This is a genomic window from Pseudomonas sp. GD03842 (genome assembly GCF_029841165.1).
Taxonomy (GTDB): Bacteria; Pseudomonadota; Gammaproteobacteria; order Pseudomonadales; family Pseudomonadaceae; genus Aquipseudomonas.
Genome location: NZ_JAOCEA010000001.1, coordinates 1 through 15,238, shown reverse-complemented (window position 1 = coordinate 15,238; position 15,238 = coordinate 1). Strand labels below are relative to the sequence as shown.

Annotated in this window: 16 protein-coding genes; 6 read left to right on the top strand and 10 right to left on the bottom strand. The window is 57.8% G+C overall.

The genetic code is table 11. The features are described 5' to 3' along the window. The first annotated feature begins 189 nt into the window (after positions 1 to 189). The gene (locus N5D61_RS00080; protein WP_108237998.1) at positions 190 to 1,122 is read left to right on the top strand and encodes a LysR family transcriptional regulator; all 933 of its coding nucleotides are present in this window, start codon (positions 190 to 192) and stop codon (positions 1,120 to 1,122) included. 54 nt (positions 1,123 to 1,176) lie between these two features. Here the strand turns inward: N5D61_RS00080 and pstB are convergent, their stop codons facing one another. The 7 genes from pstB to N5D61_RS00045 all read right to left on the bottom strand — a co-directional run bounded on the left by pstB (position 1,177) and on the right by N5D61_RS00045 (position 8,583). Then, positions 1,177 to 1,956: a phosphate ABC transporter ATP-binding protein PstB gene (gene pstB, locus N5D61_RS00075; RefSeq protein ID WP_108237997.1), complete on the bottom strand. Its 780-nt coding sequence runs from the start codon at positions 1,954 to 1,956 to the stop codon at positions 1,177 to 1,179. Then, positions 1,956 to 2,834: a phosphate ABC transporter permease PstA gene (gene pstA / locus N5D61_RS00070; protein WP_108237996.1), complete on the bottom strand. Its 879-nt coding sequence runs from the start codon at positions 2,832 to 2,834 to the stop codon at positions 1,956 to 1,958. The genes pstB and pstA overlap by 1 nt, the downstream gene beginning before the upstream one ends. After that, the gene (pstC, locus tag N5D61_RS00065) at positions 2,831 to 3,826 is read right to left on the bottom strand and encodes a phosphate ABC transporter permease subunit PstC (protein WP_108237995.1); all 996 of its coding nucleotides are present in this window, start codon (positions 3,824 to 3,826) and stop codon (positions 2,831 to 2,833) included. Before pstC ends, pstA begins: the two co-directional genes overlap by 4 nt. Before the next feature lie 73 nt (positions 3,827 to 3,899). After that, positions 3,900 to 4,916, bottom strand: coding sequence for a phosphate ABC transporter substrate-binding protein PstS (gene pstS / locus N5D61_RS00060; protein WP_108237994.1), 1,017 nt, complete (start codon positions 4,914 to 4,916; stop codon positions 3,900 to 3,902). 313 nt (positions 4,917 to 5,229) lie between these two features. After that, a complete protein-coding gene (locus tag N5D61_RS00055; protein ID WP_108237993.1) occupies positions 5,230 to 6,537 on the bottom strand; it encodes an MFS transporter in 1,308 nt (435 codons plus the stop codon). A 53-nt stretch (positions 6,538 to 6,590) separates the two neighbouring features. Then, a complete protein-coding gene (locus tag N5D61_RS00050) occupies positions 6,591 to 7,784 on the bottom strand; it encodes a CoA transferase (RefSeq protein WP_279890014.1) in 1,194 nt (397 codons plus the stop codon). 1 nt (position 7,785) lies between these two features. Next, positions 7,786 to 8,583 carry an enoyl-CoA hydratase-related protein gene (locus N5D61_RS00045; protein WP_279890012.1) on the bottom strand — a complete coding sequence of 266 codons (798 nt, stop codon included), beginning with the start codon at positions 8,581 to 8,583 and terminating at the stop codon, positions 7,786 to 7,788. Positions 8,584 to 8,830: 247 nt separating this feature from the next. Here N5D61_RS00045 and N5D61_RS00040 point away from each other — a divergent pair, with 247 nt between their 5' ends. From N5D61_RS00040 to N5D61_RS00020, 5 genes are all read left to right on the top strand, one after another. After that, positions 8,831 to 9,514 carry a GntR family transcriptional regulator gene (locus N5D61_RS00040; protein ID WP_158541432.1) on the top strand — a complete coding sequence of 228 codons (684 nt, stop codon included), beginning with the start codon at positions 8,831 to 8,833 and terminating at the stop codon, positions 9,512 to 9,514. A gap of 102 nt (positions 9,515 to 9,616) precedes the next feature. After that, a complete protein-coding gene (locus N5D61_RS00035) occupies positions 9,617 to 9,913 on the top strand; it encodes a hypothetical protein (RefSeq protein WP_279890010.1) in 297 nt (98 codons plus the stop codon). Positions 9,914 to 10,196: 283 nt separating this feature from the next. Further along, positions 10,197 to 10,514 carry an antibiotic biosynthesis monooxygenase family protein gene (locus N5D61_RS00030; protein WP_108237989.1) on the top strand — a complete coding sequence of 106 codons (318 nt, stop codon included), beginning with the start codon at positions 10,197 to 10,199 and terminating at the stop codon, positions 10,512 to 10,514. A 211-nt stretch (positions 10,515 to 10,725) separates the two neighbouring features. After that, entirely contained in the window at positions 10,726 to 12,057 is a 1,332-nt protein-coding gene (locus N5D61_RS00025; RefSeq protein ID WP_279890008.1) for an OprD family porin, read from the top strand. Positions 12,058 to 12,197: 140 nt separating this feature from the next. After that, complete coding sequence (locus N5D61_RS00020; RefSeq protein ID WP_108237987.1) at positions 12,198 to 12,461, top strand: hypothetical protein; 264 nt, start codon at positions 12,198 to 12,200, stop codon at positions 12,459 to 12,461. A 375-nt stretch (positions 12,462 to 12,836) separates the two neighbouring features. Here the strand turns inward: N5D61_RS00020 and N5D61_RS00015 are convergent, their stop codons facing one another. The 3 genes from N5D61_RS00015 to N5D61_RS00005 all read right to left on the bottom strand — a co-directional run. Then, entirely contained in the window at positions 12,837 to 13,436 is a 600-nt protein-coding gene (locus tag N5D61_RS00015; protein WP_279890004.1) for a suppressor of fused domain protein, read from the bottom strand. Positions 13,437 to 13,816: 380 nt separating this feature from the next. After that, positions 13,817 to 14,410 (bottom strand): hypothetical protein, encoded by a 594-nt coding sequence (locus N5D61_RS00010; protein ID WP_279890003.1) that lies wholly within the window; start codon positions 14,408 to 14,410, stop codon positions 13,817 to 13,819. 8 nt (positions 14,411 to 14,418) lie between these two features. Next, positions 14,419 to 15,238 (bottom strand): RHS repeat-associated core domain-containing protein (locus N5D61_RS00005; protein ID WP_279890002.1); only part of this gene is annotated, 820 nt, incomplete at its 5' end.

Genomic DNA, 15,238 nt, shown 5'->3' with positions numbered 1-15,238 from the left:
GTTTCAATGCTGACTGATCGGGTGCGGAGGAAGTTCAGTTGGACCGCACGCCGTTCAGCGAGCCCCGCGCGACCTTGTGCTGGATAGCGGTTGCGCTGGACGTCGGGCAAACCCGGTCCATACACTGTCGCGCATCATTTCTCAGGCGTTGAGAGCAGGGGTACGAATGTTGGGTAATGGGGGCCAGGCATGAACCGCAATGAGCTGCGTAAGGCGGATATCAACCTGATGGTGGTGTTCGAGACCTTGATGCAAGAGCGCAACGTGACCCGTGCCGCCGAAAAGCTGTTTCTGGGTCAGCCCACCATCAGTGCCGCGCTGAACCGGCTGCGGGCGTTGTTCAACGATCCGCTGTTCATTCGCGTCGGCCACCGCATGGAGCCCACGGCGCGGGCCAACGAGATCATTCATCACCTCTCCCCTGCACTGGATGCGATGTCGGTGGCGCTGAGCCTGACTCGCGAGTTCGACCCCGCCAGCAGTGACATGACCTTCCGTATCGGCCTGTCGGACGACGTCGAGTACAGCCTCCTGCCTCCACTGCTGCGTGCGATCCGCGAGGAAGCGCCGGGGGTGATTCTGGTGATCAAGCAGGTCAACTACTGGAATGTTTCGGAATTGCTCATGTCCGGCGAGATCACCGTCGGCGTTTGCCTGACCCGTGAACTGCCCGCCAACGCCAAGCGCAAGCTGCTGCGCAGCGTTCAGCCCATGGTGGTGCGTTCCGATGAGTCGCCCGAGCCCCTGACCCTGGACGAATACTGCGCGCGGCCCCACGTCGTGGTGTCCCATGTCGCGAATATCTCGAGCTTTGCCGATGAGTGGCTGGCCGCGATCGGGCGCAAGCGTCAGGCGGTGTTGTCGGTTCCGCAATACAGCACCCTGCCCGCCCTCATGGCCGGAACCGATCTGCTGTGCAACCTGCCGGATCACTTGACGCTGGCAATGGGCAAGACGGGCTTGCTGCGCGGAGAACCCTTGCCGTTCATCACGCCGAACCTGGAGCTGTCGATGGTCTGGCTGAGCGTGATGGACACCGATCCGGCAGAGCGCTGGCTGCGCAAACGCCTGGAGCAGTTCATGGGGGACCACAGCACGCTCCCGCCCTTGCCCAAAGGATGAGCGATGCGCCTTGACCGACCGCCCCTCGTCTGGCGATCGGTCAAGTGACGGACCTCAGCCGAAACGACCGGTGATGTAATCCTCGGTCTGGGTCTTGGTGGGCTTGGTGAAGATGGTGTCGGTGTCGCCGTGCTCGATCAGCTCGCCCAGGAACATGAACGCGGTGTAGTCCGAGCAGCGCGCGGCCTGTTGCATGTTGTGGGTGACGATGACCACGGTGAACTGCTCTTTGAGTTCGGTGATCAGCTGTTCGATGCGGCCGGTGGAGATCGGGTCCAGCGCTGAGGTCGGTTCATCGAGCAACAACACCTGCGGACGCAACGCGATGGTGCGGGCAATGCACAGGCGCTGCTGCTGACCACCCGACAAACCCTGGGCATTCTTGTCCAGCTTGTCTTTCACTTCGTCCCACAGGGCTGCACCGCGCAGGGCCTCCTCGACGCGGTCTTCCATTTCCCGACGGTTGAGCTTCTCGTGATGCTTGACGGCGTAGGAAATGTTGTCGCGAATCGTCATGGGAAACGGCACAGGCTTTTGGAAGACCATGCCCACGTGGCTGCGCAGACGGTTCATCGAGTAGCCCGGAGCGAGGATGTTTTCGCCGTTGAGCAGCACCTCGCCCTTGGCTTCCAACTTCGGGTACATCGAGTAGATCCGGTTGAAGACGCGCAACATGGTCGACTTACCGCAGCCCGAAGGGCCAATGATCGCGGTGATGCGCTTCTCCGGAATGGTCATGTTGATGTTCTTCAACGACTGATGGCCGTTGTAGAAAAAGTCGAGGTTGCGCACCTGGATCTTGGTTTTTTCGTCGGCAAGGGAAAGGTTGTTCATCAGGACGCCTTATTGCGCAAAAGAAGGAGACGGGAGCTGAGGCTCAGCACCAGTACGAAGAGAGTCATGATCAGTGCGCCAGCCCAGGCCAAGGAATGCCAGTCATCGAAGGGGCTCATGGCGTACTGGAAGATCACCACTGGAATGCTGGCGATCGGCTTGAGCAGGTCGCCGCTCCAGAACTGGTTGCCGAACGCGGTGAACAACAGGGGCGCGGTTTCACCGGTAATACGGGCCAGAGCCAACAGGATCCCGGTAATCACGCCCGCTCGGGCGGCACGCAGCACGATCTGCAAGGTCAGCTTCCACTGGGGGACGCCCAGCGCCAGGGCGGCTTCCCGCATGGTCGCCGGTTGCAGTTGCAGCATCTCGTCGGTGGTGCGCACCACCACCGGGATCACCAGGAGTGCCAGGGCCAAGGCACCGGCGAAGGCCGAGAAGCCGACGCGATGATCAGTGACGGCGCTGATCGGCAGAATCACCGCGGTGTAGACGAACAGCCCGAGGACGATCGACGGCGCGGAGAGCAGAATGTCGTTGATGAAGCGAACGGCGTTGCCCAGCTTGGTGTGGCGGGCAAACTCGGCCAGCCAGATCCCGGCCATCAGGCCGATCGGCGTGCCGATGACCAGGCCCAGGCCGGACATCAGGAAGCTGCCGTAGAACGCGTTGGCCAGCCCGCCCTCGGCGCCCGGCGGCGGGGTCATTTCGGTGAACAGGCGCAGGTTGAGCGCTTGAAAGCCATTGATGACCGTGGTGAACAGAATCCACACCAGCCACAGCAGACCGAACACGGTCGCGCCACAACTGAGCACCATGGCGAGCTTGTTTTTGAAAGCCCGCATCCGGTACAGATTTTCGTTATCGGCCTTGCTCATACACCCTCCTTGCGCGACAGACGAGACAGCATCAGACGGGCGATGGCCAGCACGATGAAAGTGACCACAAACAACAGGAAGCCCAGCGCGATCAGCGACGAGCGATGCAAATCGGTGTACGCCTCGCTGAATTCGTTGGCGATCACCGAGGCGATCGAGCTGCTGGGCATCATCAACGATGCGGAGAACTGGTGCGCATTGCCCAACACGAAAGTCACCGCCATGGTTTCACCGAGGGCGCGACCGAGACCGAGAAAAATCCCGCCCACGACGGCCGTGCGGGTGTAGGGCAAAACGATGTCCCACACCACTTCCCACGTCGTGCCCCCCAGGGCATAGGCCGACTCTTTGAGGGCCACTGGCACGGTGCGAAAGACTTCGGTCATGACCGAGGTGATAAACGGAATGATCATGATCGCCAGGACGATGCCGGCCGTCAGCATCCCGATGCCCAGTGGCGGGCCTTGAAACACCGGGCCGATCAGCGGCAGCGCCCCCAGGTTGTCGTTGATCCACGGCGCCAAGTAGGCCGCCATGAACGGGCCGAAGACGAACAGGCCCCACATGCCGTAGATGATCGAAGGGATGCCCGCGAGCAGTTCGACGGCCGACGCGATCGGTGTACGCAACCAGGGCGGGGCGACTTCAGTCAGAAAAATCGCAATGCCGAAGCTCACCGGAACGGCGATCAGCAGGGCGAGAAAGGACGTGACGAGGGTGCCATAGATCGGCACCAGTGCGCCGAAGTGGCCGTTTACCGCGTCCCATTCGGTACTGGTAAGAAATTCGAAACCAAAGGTCTTGAACGCCAGGGCTCCGCCCCACAGCGTCGAGCCGGCGATACTTGCCAGCAACAGCAGAACCAACAGAGCCGCGCCCAGCATCGCGCGCCTGAACCAGGCATCGTGACGGTGATCGCGGGCCGCTCGTTTTTCGCTCTCGGATTCCACATCCGGAATAACAGCGGACATATATTGGGTGTTCTCAGTCATGTTGGGTCCACTCGCAAGGAAACCCTGTCACCGAGCGCTCGATGACAGGGGTAAGCCGGGTTGCATCGAGCTGTTACTTGAACTCGGTTTTCCAGTAAGTCTCGATCTTGCTCACCAGCTCTTTGGGCAATGGCACGTAGTCCAGCGACTCGGCCTGAGCCTGACCGTTCTCGAGGGACCACTTGAAGAAGTCGAAAGCGGCCTTGCTTTCATCGGCTTTCTTCGGCTGCTTGTACATGATGATCCAGGTGGTTGCCGTGATCGGCCATGCCTCGGCGCCCGGTGCGTTGGTCATGATCAGGTTGAAGTCCTTGGCGCTCGCCCAGTCAGCGGTGGCCGCGGCAGCCGCGAAGCTCTTGGCGCTAGGCTCAACCACTTTGCCGGCCGCGTTCTGCAGCTTGGCGTAAGCGATATTGTTGGTTTTGGCGTAAGCGAACTCCACGTAGCCGATCGAGCCTTTGATCTGCTTCACGTAGGCGGCCACCCCTTCGTTGCCCTTGCCACCGACACCGACCGGCCACTGCACGGCGGAACCCTCGCCCACGGCGGATTTCCACTCAGGGCTGACCTTGCTCAGGTAATTGGTGAAGTTGAAGGAAGTGCCCGAGCCGTCCGAACGATGAACGACGGTGATGTTGGTTTCTGGCAGTTTCAGACCGGCGTTCAGCTTGGCGATCGCAGGGTCGTTCCATTTGGTGATCTTGCCTTGGAAGATGTCAGCCAGCGTCTTGCCGTCCAGTTCCAGTTTGCCGCCTTCTACGCCTTCAACGTTGATGACCGGCACGATGCCGCCAATCACGCTTGGAAACTGGCCCAGGCCGCTGGCCTGCAGGTCTTCAGCTTTCAGCGGGGCATCGGAGGCACCGAAATCGACGGTGGCTGCCTTGATTTGCGCGATACCACCGCCCGAACCGATGGATTGGTAGTTAACTTTGTTGCCGGATTTTGTGCTGTACTCGGTCGCCCATTTGGAAATGACTGGAAAAACGAAGCTCGAACCAGCACCAGTGACGTCCGTAGCGTGTGCCATTCCGGACAGGGCCATGGAAGCCAGCAGGAGTGACAGGCGTGTTTTTGTCAGCAGATTCACGGCAATACCTCAACAAGAGAGTGTGGGTTTGTGGTCAGAGTCGAGACCCGATGCAGATTTAAAACCCCAAACATTTCTGTTTGATGACAATCTCTAGACAGGCCTGAAAATCCCCCTGGTTTTGTAGGCCGATGCTGACAGCCTGTGCACACTAAACCCCCGAATTCACTGGAGAATCCGGGGGTTGTCTAGACGACGCAGAATTAGTGTCAATGCGCCACATCGCGACCGCCCATGCCCCGCGGCAACAGGATTTCAGCGGGGTTTATGACGTAAAGATGTCAGTTACGTGGCAAAGCGAGGTTCAGGGCAGTCATTTGGCGGCGGATGCCTTTGCATCATGTGTTTCAAAGTTTTGCCCAGGGTCCATCTCATCGGCCACGAAGGTTTTCTGCGGCTGCATCGTGAACGTCATCAACACGCCGAACGCCAGCACCCCGATGGAGATGAGAAATGGCAATGCCCAATTGCCAGTCTGATCGATCAGGTAGCCGGCCAGCACGGGGCTGATGATGGTCGCCGTAGCGGCCGTCCCGTTCATGATCCCGCTTGCCGTTCCGGCGCGATCGGACGCAATGTCCATCGGCACGGCCCACATCGGCCCAACCGTCATCTCGTTGAAAAACAGCGCCATGGCCAGAAACACCAGCGAGTACATCGGCTCCTGAAACAGCAGCACGGGAATCAGGGACAGCCCGGTGCACGCCATGCAGACCGCCACCAAGTAGCTGCGTGCCACCTTCACATTGCCGGTCTTGCGCAGCAGCCGATCACTGATCATCCCGCCGAGCAAGTCACCCACGACACCGGCAAAAAAGACCCCGGAGGTGAACAACACGGCATTCTTGATGTTCATCTGGTAGTTGTGCATGAAGTACATCGGGATCCAGCTAAGCATCAGCCAGAGAATCCAGTTGTAGCAGAAGTACACACTGGACACCGGCAGCATGCGCCGGAACAGACGACCATAGGTGCCCGGCGCATCGATGCGCCGGGGCTTCGGCACTGGCAACGCCGCCAGTTCTTCAGCAGTGATGCGTGGATGGTCGGCGGGCTTTTCGGTGTAGGTGACGTACCACAGCACCACCCAGCCGAAGCTCAAGCCACCGAGCAGGTAAAACGAAAAGCGCCAGTCATAGGCCGTCATCAATGCCGCCACGATCAGCGGCGCACAGGCGTTACCCAGCCGAGCCGCGGCGTGGGTAATGCCTTGCGCAAAGCCGCGCCGGTCCTTCGACACCCAGGCTGCCATTGCGCTGGTCGAGGCTGGAAAGGTCGCGCCCTCCCCCAACCCCAGCAACATGCGCGCCGCCACCAGGCTCAAAAATCCACCGGCCATACCGGTGAGCACCGTTGCCCCGGCCCATATAAAGGCACAGACGATCAGGGTTCGCTTGGCGCCATAGCGGTCGCTGACCCAACCGCCGATGAACTGGAACACCATGTACGGGTACGCGAAGGCCGAGAAAATGAAACCCAGTTGCGTATTGCTCAAGCCCAGCTCGCTGCTGAACTGCCCGGCGGCGGTGCTGACGTTGACGCGGTCTACGTAGGTGATGAAATACATCAGGCACAACAGCGCCATGACGACAGTGGAAGCCTTGATTTTGAGACGGTTCATGAGTGCGGTCCTCAGTGCTTTTTATAGTTGTTCACTAACGCGCTTTCAGGTTTTCAGGACGCGAGAATCGCCCCCTCTCGCAGCAACTCGGCCACTTGGCCGGCGTCATAGCCGTATTCGGCAAGAATTTCCCGAGTGTGCTCACCCAACAAGGGCGACGGCCGGTTGACCTGCTTGGGCGTTTCGGAGAAACGGATCGGCAAGGCAATGCTGCGCGCCGCGCCGGTGACCGGATGATGGGTTTCGACGATCATCTCGCGCTCCAGAATCTGCGGATGCTCGACGGCTTGCGAGATGTCGAGCACCGCGCCAACCGGCAGGCCCGCCGCATCGAGCCGCGCGACCCAGTTGTCCGTGGTGTCCTGAACCAGGCATGCCGTGATCAATTCGACCAGTGCGTCGCGGTGAGTCATGCGCAGCACATTGGTGGCAAAACGCGGGTCATCGCTGATGTGGGGCGCATCCAGCACCTGCAACAGCCGTTCGTAGTTGCCTTGGTTGGCCGCACCGATGTTGATCCAGCCATCTTGCGTCCTGAACGCCTGATACGGCGTACTGGTGGAATTGGCCGAGCCCATCTTCGGCAGGATCACGCCTTCGGAGAAATAATTCGCGGCTGGCCAGTACATCTGCTGGAACCCCGCCTCCAGCAAAGAGGTGTCGACGACCTGACCCAGGCCGGTTTTCTGCTTGTGGGCATACGCGGCGGCGATGCCCAATGCCGCGAGAATGCCCGCGTTGATGTCGGCAATCGGCGAACCCGCCTTGATCGGCGCCTGGCCCGGCTCGCCTGTGGCGCTCATCAAACCAGACAAGCCTTGGGCGATGAGATCGAAACCGCCCTTGTCCGCATACGGCCCTGTACGCCCGTACCCGGATACCGAGCAATAAATGAGCCCTGGGTTGAGTTGCTTGAGCGTGTCGTAACCCAGGCCGAGCTTCTCCATGGTGCCTTTTCGGTAGTTCTCGGTGACCACATCGGCCTCGCTGAGCATGCGTCGCAAGACCTCCTTCCCGCCTTCGGTCTTCAAGTTCAGTGCGATGTCACGCTTGTTGCGGTTGAGGATCATGAACGACGCCGACTCGCCGTGATCGAGAATCGGTGCAAAACGCCGGCAGTCGTCGCCGTCCATTTTTTCCACCTTGATCACGTCGGCCCCCATGTCGGCGAGCATCATCCCGCAGATGGGGCCGGACATGATGTGCGACAGCTCGATGACTTTCATGCCTTGCAATGGACCGGCCATATCATTTGCCTCCGAAAACAGGTGTGCGTTTGGCGAGGAAGGCCTGGTAGCCGATCTGAAAATCTTCGGTGGCAAAGCAGTCGAACGCCTCGTCGTATTCCTCCGCGCTCAATGGCGACGGGTCGAGGCTGCGCTGGACGAAGCGCTTGTGCCAGCGCGCCACCAAGGGCGCGCCATCGGCGATGCGTCGCGCGGCGAGCATGGCCGCTTCTTCGACTTCGTCATCAGCCACCACCCGGCTGACGATGCGTTTTTGCAGCGCCTCCTGCGCGCCGAACACCCGGCCTTCCAACAGCATTTCCAGCGTGACGTCAGGGCCGGCAATGCGCATCAGGCCGCCCATTTCGTCGTGGGACATGGCCAGGCCCAGCTTGTTGACCGGTACGCCAAAGCGACTCGACTCACCGCAGATGCGCAGGTTGCAGAGCGAGGCAATGCCCAGCCCGCCCCCCACGCAGATACCGTGAATCATCGCCACGAGCGGGTGGCGGCATCGGGCAAGGGTGCGCAAGGCACCGTGCATCACGGGTCCGTAGTGCCGTGCTTGCGCCTGGTTGCCACGATGGGTTTCGAATTCGGAAATGTCATTGCCGGGACCGAACGCCCGGGTCCCGGCCCCCCGGATGACAATGCAGCGTACCTGGTCGTCAGCATCGAGCATGGCCATCGTGTCATTGAGCGACTGCCACATCGACAGCGTGGTGGCGTTTAGTTTTTCCGGGCGATTGAGGATAACGGTGGCAATGCCGCCGTCGCGCTCAACGAGCACTTCTGGCGAGCGGGAATGAGGAGGGTTCATAGGTGTACCTTTTTATTTTTGGGATACCATTTCACAGGTTTGGCATCCCAAATATAGGACGACTATTTTTATGCGCAAGGCTTTTTTGCATAAAACGACAGCCGCTGATGGGCAAAGATGAACGCGGACGCCAGCGATTTCGACCTTCAGCCCCCTAAACGTGGATTTCCCATAGAAAAAAATCGGCGTCATCGCGATAATCGCTCGCACGATGACAATGATGTATGGGATACCAAGAGAGGGAAGGATGTCCGAAACCGGTCAGCTGACGAATATCAACGAGGCCGCTTACGCTGCCCTGCGCGATCGCATCATCAGTGGCGAGCTGATGCCGGGGGCGCCGCTGTCGGAGCGAGCCCTGTGCGAGGAACTGGACGTTTCCCGGACGCCGTTGCGTGAAGCCATCAAAATGTTGGCCCGCGAAGGGCTGGTGGAAATTTCCGCCACCCGGCGTGCACGGGTCGCGAGCGTAAGTCTGGAAGAAGCGGCGAACATGTTGACCCTGTTAGCCGCGCTGGAAGGTCTGTCGGGTGAACAGGCCTGTCAGAAAATATCGGCCAGTGAAATCGCCGAGCTGGAGGCTTTGCAGGCCGCCATGCGGCTGTCCCATGAGCAGAACGACCTGAGCAGCTACTTCAATCTGAATCAGCAGATCCATCTCAAAATCCTGCAGGTGGCCGACAACCGGGTTCTTTCGGAAATGTTCAATAACCTCAATGCCCGGCTGCGCCACGTGCGTCGCCGGTTGAACCCGACACCCGGCCGCTGGCAGCAAGCGATCAATGAGCACGAGCAAATGCTGACCTATCTGAAAAAAGGCGAAAGCAAGAAACTGCGCGCCCTGATGGAAGATCACCTGCGCAACAAGATCGATGTGTTTCTGGCAACGATGCTCGAGCACGGGATTGTCAGCGTGCAGCGCTCCGCATAACCCCTGATCGCCTTCCCGACTCTACCGCTTGTCGGCAGAAGGGCACCTCTGAACACCGTCGCTTGACCAATGGGTATCCACAACAGAAAAGGGATTCACATCATGATCAAGACCCGATTGACTGCCCTGACCCTCGCAGCCCTGATGACGGCAGCCACCGGCTCGGCCTTCGCCGGCTCCACCGGCCCCACCGACCCGGTCGACAGCAGCACCACAACTGGGCCTCGCTCCAGCAGCGCGGGCCCGAATACGGACGGCACGCCGAAAGCGCCAAGCACCTCGACACCCGGCACTAAAGGCATGGGCAGCTCCGACGGTAATGGCAGTACCGGTCAGGGTGGGATGAACAACGGCAGCGGCACCGGCAGCAGCTCGACGGGTTCGAGCGGGTCGAAATAAGCTCCCGTCATGTGTTCCCTGGCAGTGTGGATGGCTGTCGAAGCTTGAATCAGGCATCGCCCATCCGCACCGCCCTTTGACCCACCGCCCTTCATGCCACGGCATTTCTTCTGCTTTCCTCCCATCTTCTGCGCGATCGTCTGGCTCGCCGCCCGTTTTCCCCGCCTTACTTCCTCTAATTGGCCTACTCGTCAATCACCTGATTGGATACTGGCAATTGCACAAGTCCCCACTACTATGGCAACGGTTGAAATGACGATCTCGTTGCGACGGAGACACCCGCATGACCCAGGAAGTAGCCTCTAACACCGTAAAAATCTACGCCGCGCATGGACGTTCCGAGGAACTTGGGGAGTACCTCGCCAGCGTCGTAGAGCGCTTACCCTCCCTCCCCGGTTGCTTGAGTTGTGGGCTGAACCGAGACGCCCAAGACAGCGATCTTTGGGTCATCGATGTGCACTGGTCATCCTGCCAAGCCATGTCGGAGCACTTCGCAAAACCCAGCAACGAAGGCCTCAATGGACTGCTCAGCAATTGCTTCGTGCGTCAGGTGGTGTTCGACAGCGACGTTGAACGCTGCGAATTGCCGGGCGCCGTCTGAGGCGGTACGACTGCACAACGCACTTTAACCAAGCGCTTTAATTGCCTGTTAAGTAAACCAATCGTCTGAAACACGACCGTTGGGAAGGCAATTGCGGGTGCCCGGTGGCGAACTCATGCTCAGGGATTACGCTTTGCGACGTGCGGCAAGCGCGGTTATTGCACCCGGCGGTAATGGCGGCTTGCCTCAATTCTCCAGAGGTCATGCCATTATGAGAGTGATAAGCCTAAGCCTGATCGCTTTGGCGGTATCGGCGGGATATGTCCGATCCGTAGAAGCAGAAGCCTTCGTCAGTGACCAAGCCGATGCCAAAGGCTTCGTCGAAGACGCCCAGTTGAATGTGCTGTTGCGCAACTATTACTTCAACCGCGACGGCAAAGAGGGTGCCGGTGATCGGCGAGACTGGTCCCAAGCGGCGTTGGCCAATTTCAGTTCGGGTTTTACCCCCGGCACGGTCGGCTTCGGGGTGGATGCGTTTGGCTGGTATGGCCTCAAGCTCGATGGCGGCGCGGGGCATTCCGGCACCGGCAATATTCCAGTGGACAGCAGCGGTAGCCCGGAGGATGAATTCGGTACCGCAGGGGGCGCCCTCAAAATCCGCGTCTCGAAAACCGAACTCAAATGGGGAACGATGCAACCCACCGCTCCGGTTTTCGCCGCTGGGGGTACCCGCCTTCTCCCCCAGACCGCGACGGGCTTCAGCCTGCAAAGCAGCGAAATTACAGGCCTGGACCTGGAAGGCGGCCATTTCACCGCAGGGAATGGCCCGCAACACACCAGCGCCAGCGGCGAGTTGTACGCCAGTTACGCAGGCGTCACTACCCGGCAGGTGGATTTTGTGGGGGGCAAATACGCGATCAATGACAGCCTTTCAGTGCAGCTCTACGGCTCTGAATTCAAGGATGTGTGGCGCCAGTACTACGTCAACGCCAACTATGCGATGGCCTTGACAAGCGAACAGGCGCTGACGTTCGATTTCAACCTCTACCGCACCAACGACGAAGGGCAAGCCGAGGCTGGCGAGATCAACAACACCACGTGGTCGCTGGCGGCGGCGTACAACTTCCTGGCCGGTCACACCGTTACCCTCGCCTATCAGAAGGTGCATGGCGATGAGCCCTTCGACTACGTGTCATTCGGCGACAACGGGCCGGGTACCACCGGCGATTCCATCTTCCTCGCCAACTCGGTCCAGTATTCGGATTTCAATGGCCCAGGGGAAAAATCCTGGCAGGCCCGCTACGACCTCGCCATGAGTGCCTATGGCATTCCGGGGCTGAGCTTCATGGCGCGCTATATCAACGGCCGCGACATCGATGGGACCAAAATGGCCGCCGACAGCCCCTACCGTGCCTACGGCTACGGCGAGGACGGCAAGCACCACGAAACCAACCTGGAAGCCAAATACGTCATCCAGGTCGGTCCGGCCAAAGACCTGTCGTTTCGCATCCGCCAGGCCTGGCATCGCGGCAACGCCGATCAGGCCGAGGGTGATCAAAACGAGTTTCGCCTGATCGTCGACTACCCGATTTCCGTGCTATGAGGCAGGATCCCGCGCCGCCGTGTCAGGCGGCGCGTAGCGCTACGCGTCGATGCGCGGATTCAACCTTTGCCGTCACAAGTCGATAACGTGGGAGTAGAGCCCAAGCCCTGGGCTGCCATTGCTGAACGAAAGGCTTGAACATGCACGACATCTATCTGCTGGTGGAACACGGTCGCGAACAAGGGGAAGTGTCCGTTCTGGGTTGGTTCGACGACGAGCACGCCGCCAAAGAAACCGCCGAAGCCATGGAGTGGAAGGCCTGGCGCGAGGCTTCGAAACGCCACCATCAATGGACCAGCCAACCCTTGCTCCCACCGGACCAAACCCCGCATCGCCGATTCTGGGTAAAGGGCATTTCCAAATTCGCCCACACCCCTGCGCCGCGCTCTTGGGCTGTGCATTGAGGCGTGGGTGGCGTGGGTGAGTGGGCTGGGGTTGGCGAGCTAGTTGCTCTGTTCCTTGATTAATCCTGCCTGACGTGGCGGTTGGCCCACTCGGTTTGACGGCGAGATGCAGCGCAGCGCTGATCGTCAGAGGGATGGTGGCCGTCTTGAATGTCCGAGTTCAGGCGCGGAACTGAAAGAACGAGCGGGCGCTACCTAAGACATGGAATTCCATCAACAGCCAGGAAGGTCCTGAAGAGTGAAGGCACGGGTTGGAAATTCAGTGAATGCTTCCGAACGAACTTTGCACCGACTCCTCAACACCGTTGCGCCCAATACCCGAGGCTCATCAACAACGGTCACCCAATACCCTAACTTGAGCGCAGCGGAAACTCCTCAGGATTGGAAACTTACGGGCGTTCGACTAGGGTTCATGACGTTAGCTTCCTGGTCCACAAGCAAATCCTCAAACGCATCGCTACCATGACGGCTTATGAAATCTCTTTCAGAATCCGAAATCGCTATGCATTGCAGCCAATTGATTCTCACGTCACCAAAAGTCAATTCTGGAAAATTGCCATCCTTCCACAGAAACGGAACGGTTAAATAAATATGCGGCAGCTTAGCGTCAGGAAAGTATTCCGCAATGACGTTATCAAGCACCGTACCAGGCATCACGCACACTCGAGAGCGCTGAATGAGGAAGGAGGCCGACGCAAGAAAATTGCACCAATGACCTTCACTCACCGGGACACCCGCACAAAGCTCGACCCTCGTCATAAACTCAGCCGCATCTGAATGCTGCAGAGCGACTTCAGACAGACCCACAGTGGCGATAGACAGCATCCCTTCATCATCAGAGTCCAGCACCGTCACAAGTTCAACCGAAAGCGTTTTGTTGTCATTGTAGTAATTATTCACATCAAAATTACGGCCGAACAGGGAAAGTTCATGCTTGACGACGGCTTTACGCTGTTTACTTGGTACTCGGCTCACTTCAACCTCCTGAACAGTAATCGGCGTTCGTATTCTAGCCCCGGTGATGCTCCGACCCAACGGCTCCATTGCTTCTGGCAGGCATGCGTGAACTTCGCATTTGAGCTGCTGCAAATTGCCACCGTGCAGCGGCAAATAGTCGCATCGATGAGGCCGCCTTGGGAGCGACGACCATATGATCCTTCAATTCGGGGGGGGATCTTTGCTAGCTTGTGAAAATGATCCTCTGGTTTCCAAATCCCATTCTGAATCTGGCATGTAAAACCAGGAATTCTGGCATGCTATCCATATCTTCCAACACTTCTCTGATGCTATACGTTTCATACTCACCTCAACATGCGGCACATTGCACTTTTTGAAGCCACCTTGCGGATGAAGAGTCAAAAATCATCCCATGGGGCGTATCTATAGCTGGTATCTATTAGCGAAAAGCTTAGGCCAACAATTTTTCTTTCCAAAACCGCTTTTAGAAAAGCGTCAGAACAAACAAATTCTTTGATTTCCTCAAAATAGAACAGGTGAGACTTGATACCTGATTGCATCACCAGATTATCGATCCTTTCATACTCCACTTCGTGTGAATGGCCCAGCTTATCATTGCTGTCGACAACAAAGGAGGATTGCTTGACGTCCATCGCGCGCAGTCTTTCTGAGGGGACAAAAAAACTATAAACCTTAGATAAAGGCGCTTGGCCGTCACTCAGCGATAAAACAACTTTACGGCTCAAATATGGACACTGAAACTCGTCACAAATAGCCTTAAATTTATCTGAACCCAGAAAATGATCGATCAACCAGTCAGCCTGGAGCCTCTCTACCTCCGCTATTGCATAGTATGTATCACATAAGCTTTCACTACTTGGACTTTGAGTGGGATAGTGGAATTCCGGTAGCTCCGGAGACCATTCCACGTCAAAAAAATAGGGTGCGCCTTTTCCATCGGGCTCATAGCTAATAATATAATATTTTTGCATTTCAAACCTCATAGCAATCGCCCAGTTAATGAATCTAATTTAAATAGCCCATTTTCTAACCCTTGCGATGCCCACTGCTGAATGTGTTTAACGCCAAGAGCTAAATCCATATCAGTCAGCCTACCTAAGTTATTGTTCAAGGTGACTAGTTTGTTTTTCACAGCTTCAGTATATTGCCCATGGCTGGACCAGTGACCAGGAATTTGAGTAGTTTGCGCGAGATTTTTTGAACCTGGCAAAAAAACACCATTAGAGGCGCCATCCGGATCCCAACCTATTTTTTTAAGTCTGCCGAACAATGCCTTAAACTGAGCACTTTTTATTAAACTTTCAGGAATCAAATGATGATTAGCCATCCCATCACCAGCTCGCGCACCCATATCATTGCCCAACTTTGTTGAGCACCAACCTAGGGGGTCAATCCAATTGCTTGGACTAATCGTATAGCGATAAAGGTTGAGGCTTCCGCTCAACCCAATCGGATCTTGCGTAATAAACCGCCCAATCCCCGGATCGTAATACCGAAACGTATTGTAGTGCAGCCTCGTCTCGTCATCGAAATACTGCCCCTGAAACCTCAGGTTCTGCTCCACTTTGTTGACGGTCAGCGTTTCGATCTCACCCCAGGCCTTGTACGTCGCTTGCCAGACAATACTGCCATCAACGTCCGTCATCTCCAGCGGCGTGCCGATCTGGTCGGTGTGGAAGTAGTAGAGCTTCTGTTCAGCCTCACCTTCCTGCTGGTCGACCCGGGCCAACGGGGCGTAGCTGTTGGGCTCGTAGACGTAGAGGCTGCTCTGCCACGGCGTTTCTTCGCGCAGCAGGCGC

Bases quoted from the DNA above. Each gene is read 5' to 3' on its own strand.
- N5D61_RS00030 (WP_108237989.1), top strand. From the start codon at position 10,197: ATGACCCAGGAAGTAGCCTCTAACACCGTAAAAATCTACGCCGCGCAT.
- N5D61_RS00010 (WP_279890003.1), bottom strand. From the start codon at position 14,410: ATGCAAAAATATTATATTATTAGCTATGAGCCCGATGGAAAAGGCGCA.
- N5D61_RS00045 (WP_279890012.1), bottom strand. From the start codon at position 8,583: ATGAACCCTCCTCATTCCCGCTCGCCAGAAGTGCTCGTTGAGCGCGAC.
- N5D61_RS00035 (WP_279890010.1), top strand. From the start codon at position 9,617: ATGATCAAGACCCGATTGACTGCCCTGACCCTCGCAGCCCTGATGACG.
- pstB (WP_108237997.1), bottom strand. From the start codon at position 1,956: ATGAACAACCTTTCCCTTGCCGACGAAAAAACCAAGATCCAGGTGCGC.
- pstC (WP_108237995.1), bottom strand. From the start codon at position 3,826: ATGACTGAGAACACCCAATATATGTCCGCTGTTATTCCGGATGTGGAA.
- pstA (WP_108237996.1), bottom strand. From the start codon at position 2,834: ATGAGCAAGGCCGATAACGAAAATCTGTACCGGATGCGGGCTTTCAAA.
- N5D61_RS00050 (WP_279890014.1), bottom strand. From the start codon at position 7,784: ATGGCCGGTCCATTGCAAGGCATGAAAGTCATCGAGCTGTCGCACATC.
- N5D61_RS00080 (WP_108237998.1), top strand. From the start codon at position 190: ATGAACCGCAATGAGCTGCGTAAGGCGGATATCAACCTGATGGTGGTG.
- N5D61_RS00020 (WP_108237987.1), top strand. From the start codon at position 12,198: ATGCACGACATCTATCTGCTGGTGGAACACGGTCGCGAACAAGGGGAA.
- N5D61_RS00055 (WP_108237993.1), bottom strand. From the start codon at position 6,537: ATGAACCGTCTCAAAATCAAGGCTTCCACTGTCGTCATGGCGCTGTTG.
- N5D61_RS00025 (WP_279890008.1), top strand. From the start codon at position 10,726: ATGAGAGTGATAAGCCTAAGCCTGATCGCTTTGGCGGTATCGGCGGGA.
- N5D61_RS00040 (WP_158541432.1), top strand. From the start codon at position 8,831: ATGTCCGAAACCGGTCAGCTGACGAATATCAACGAGGCCGCTTACGCT.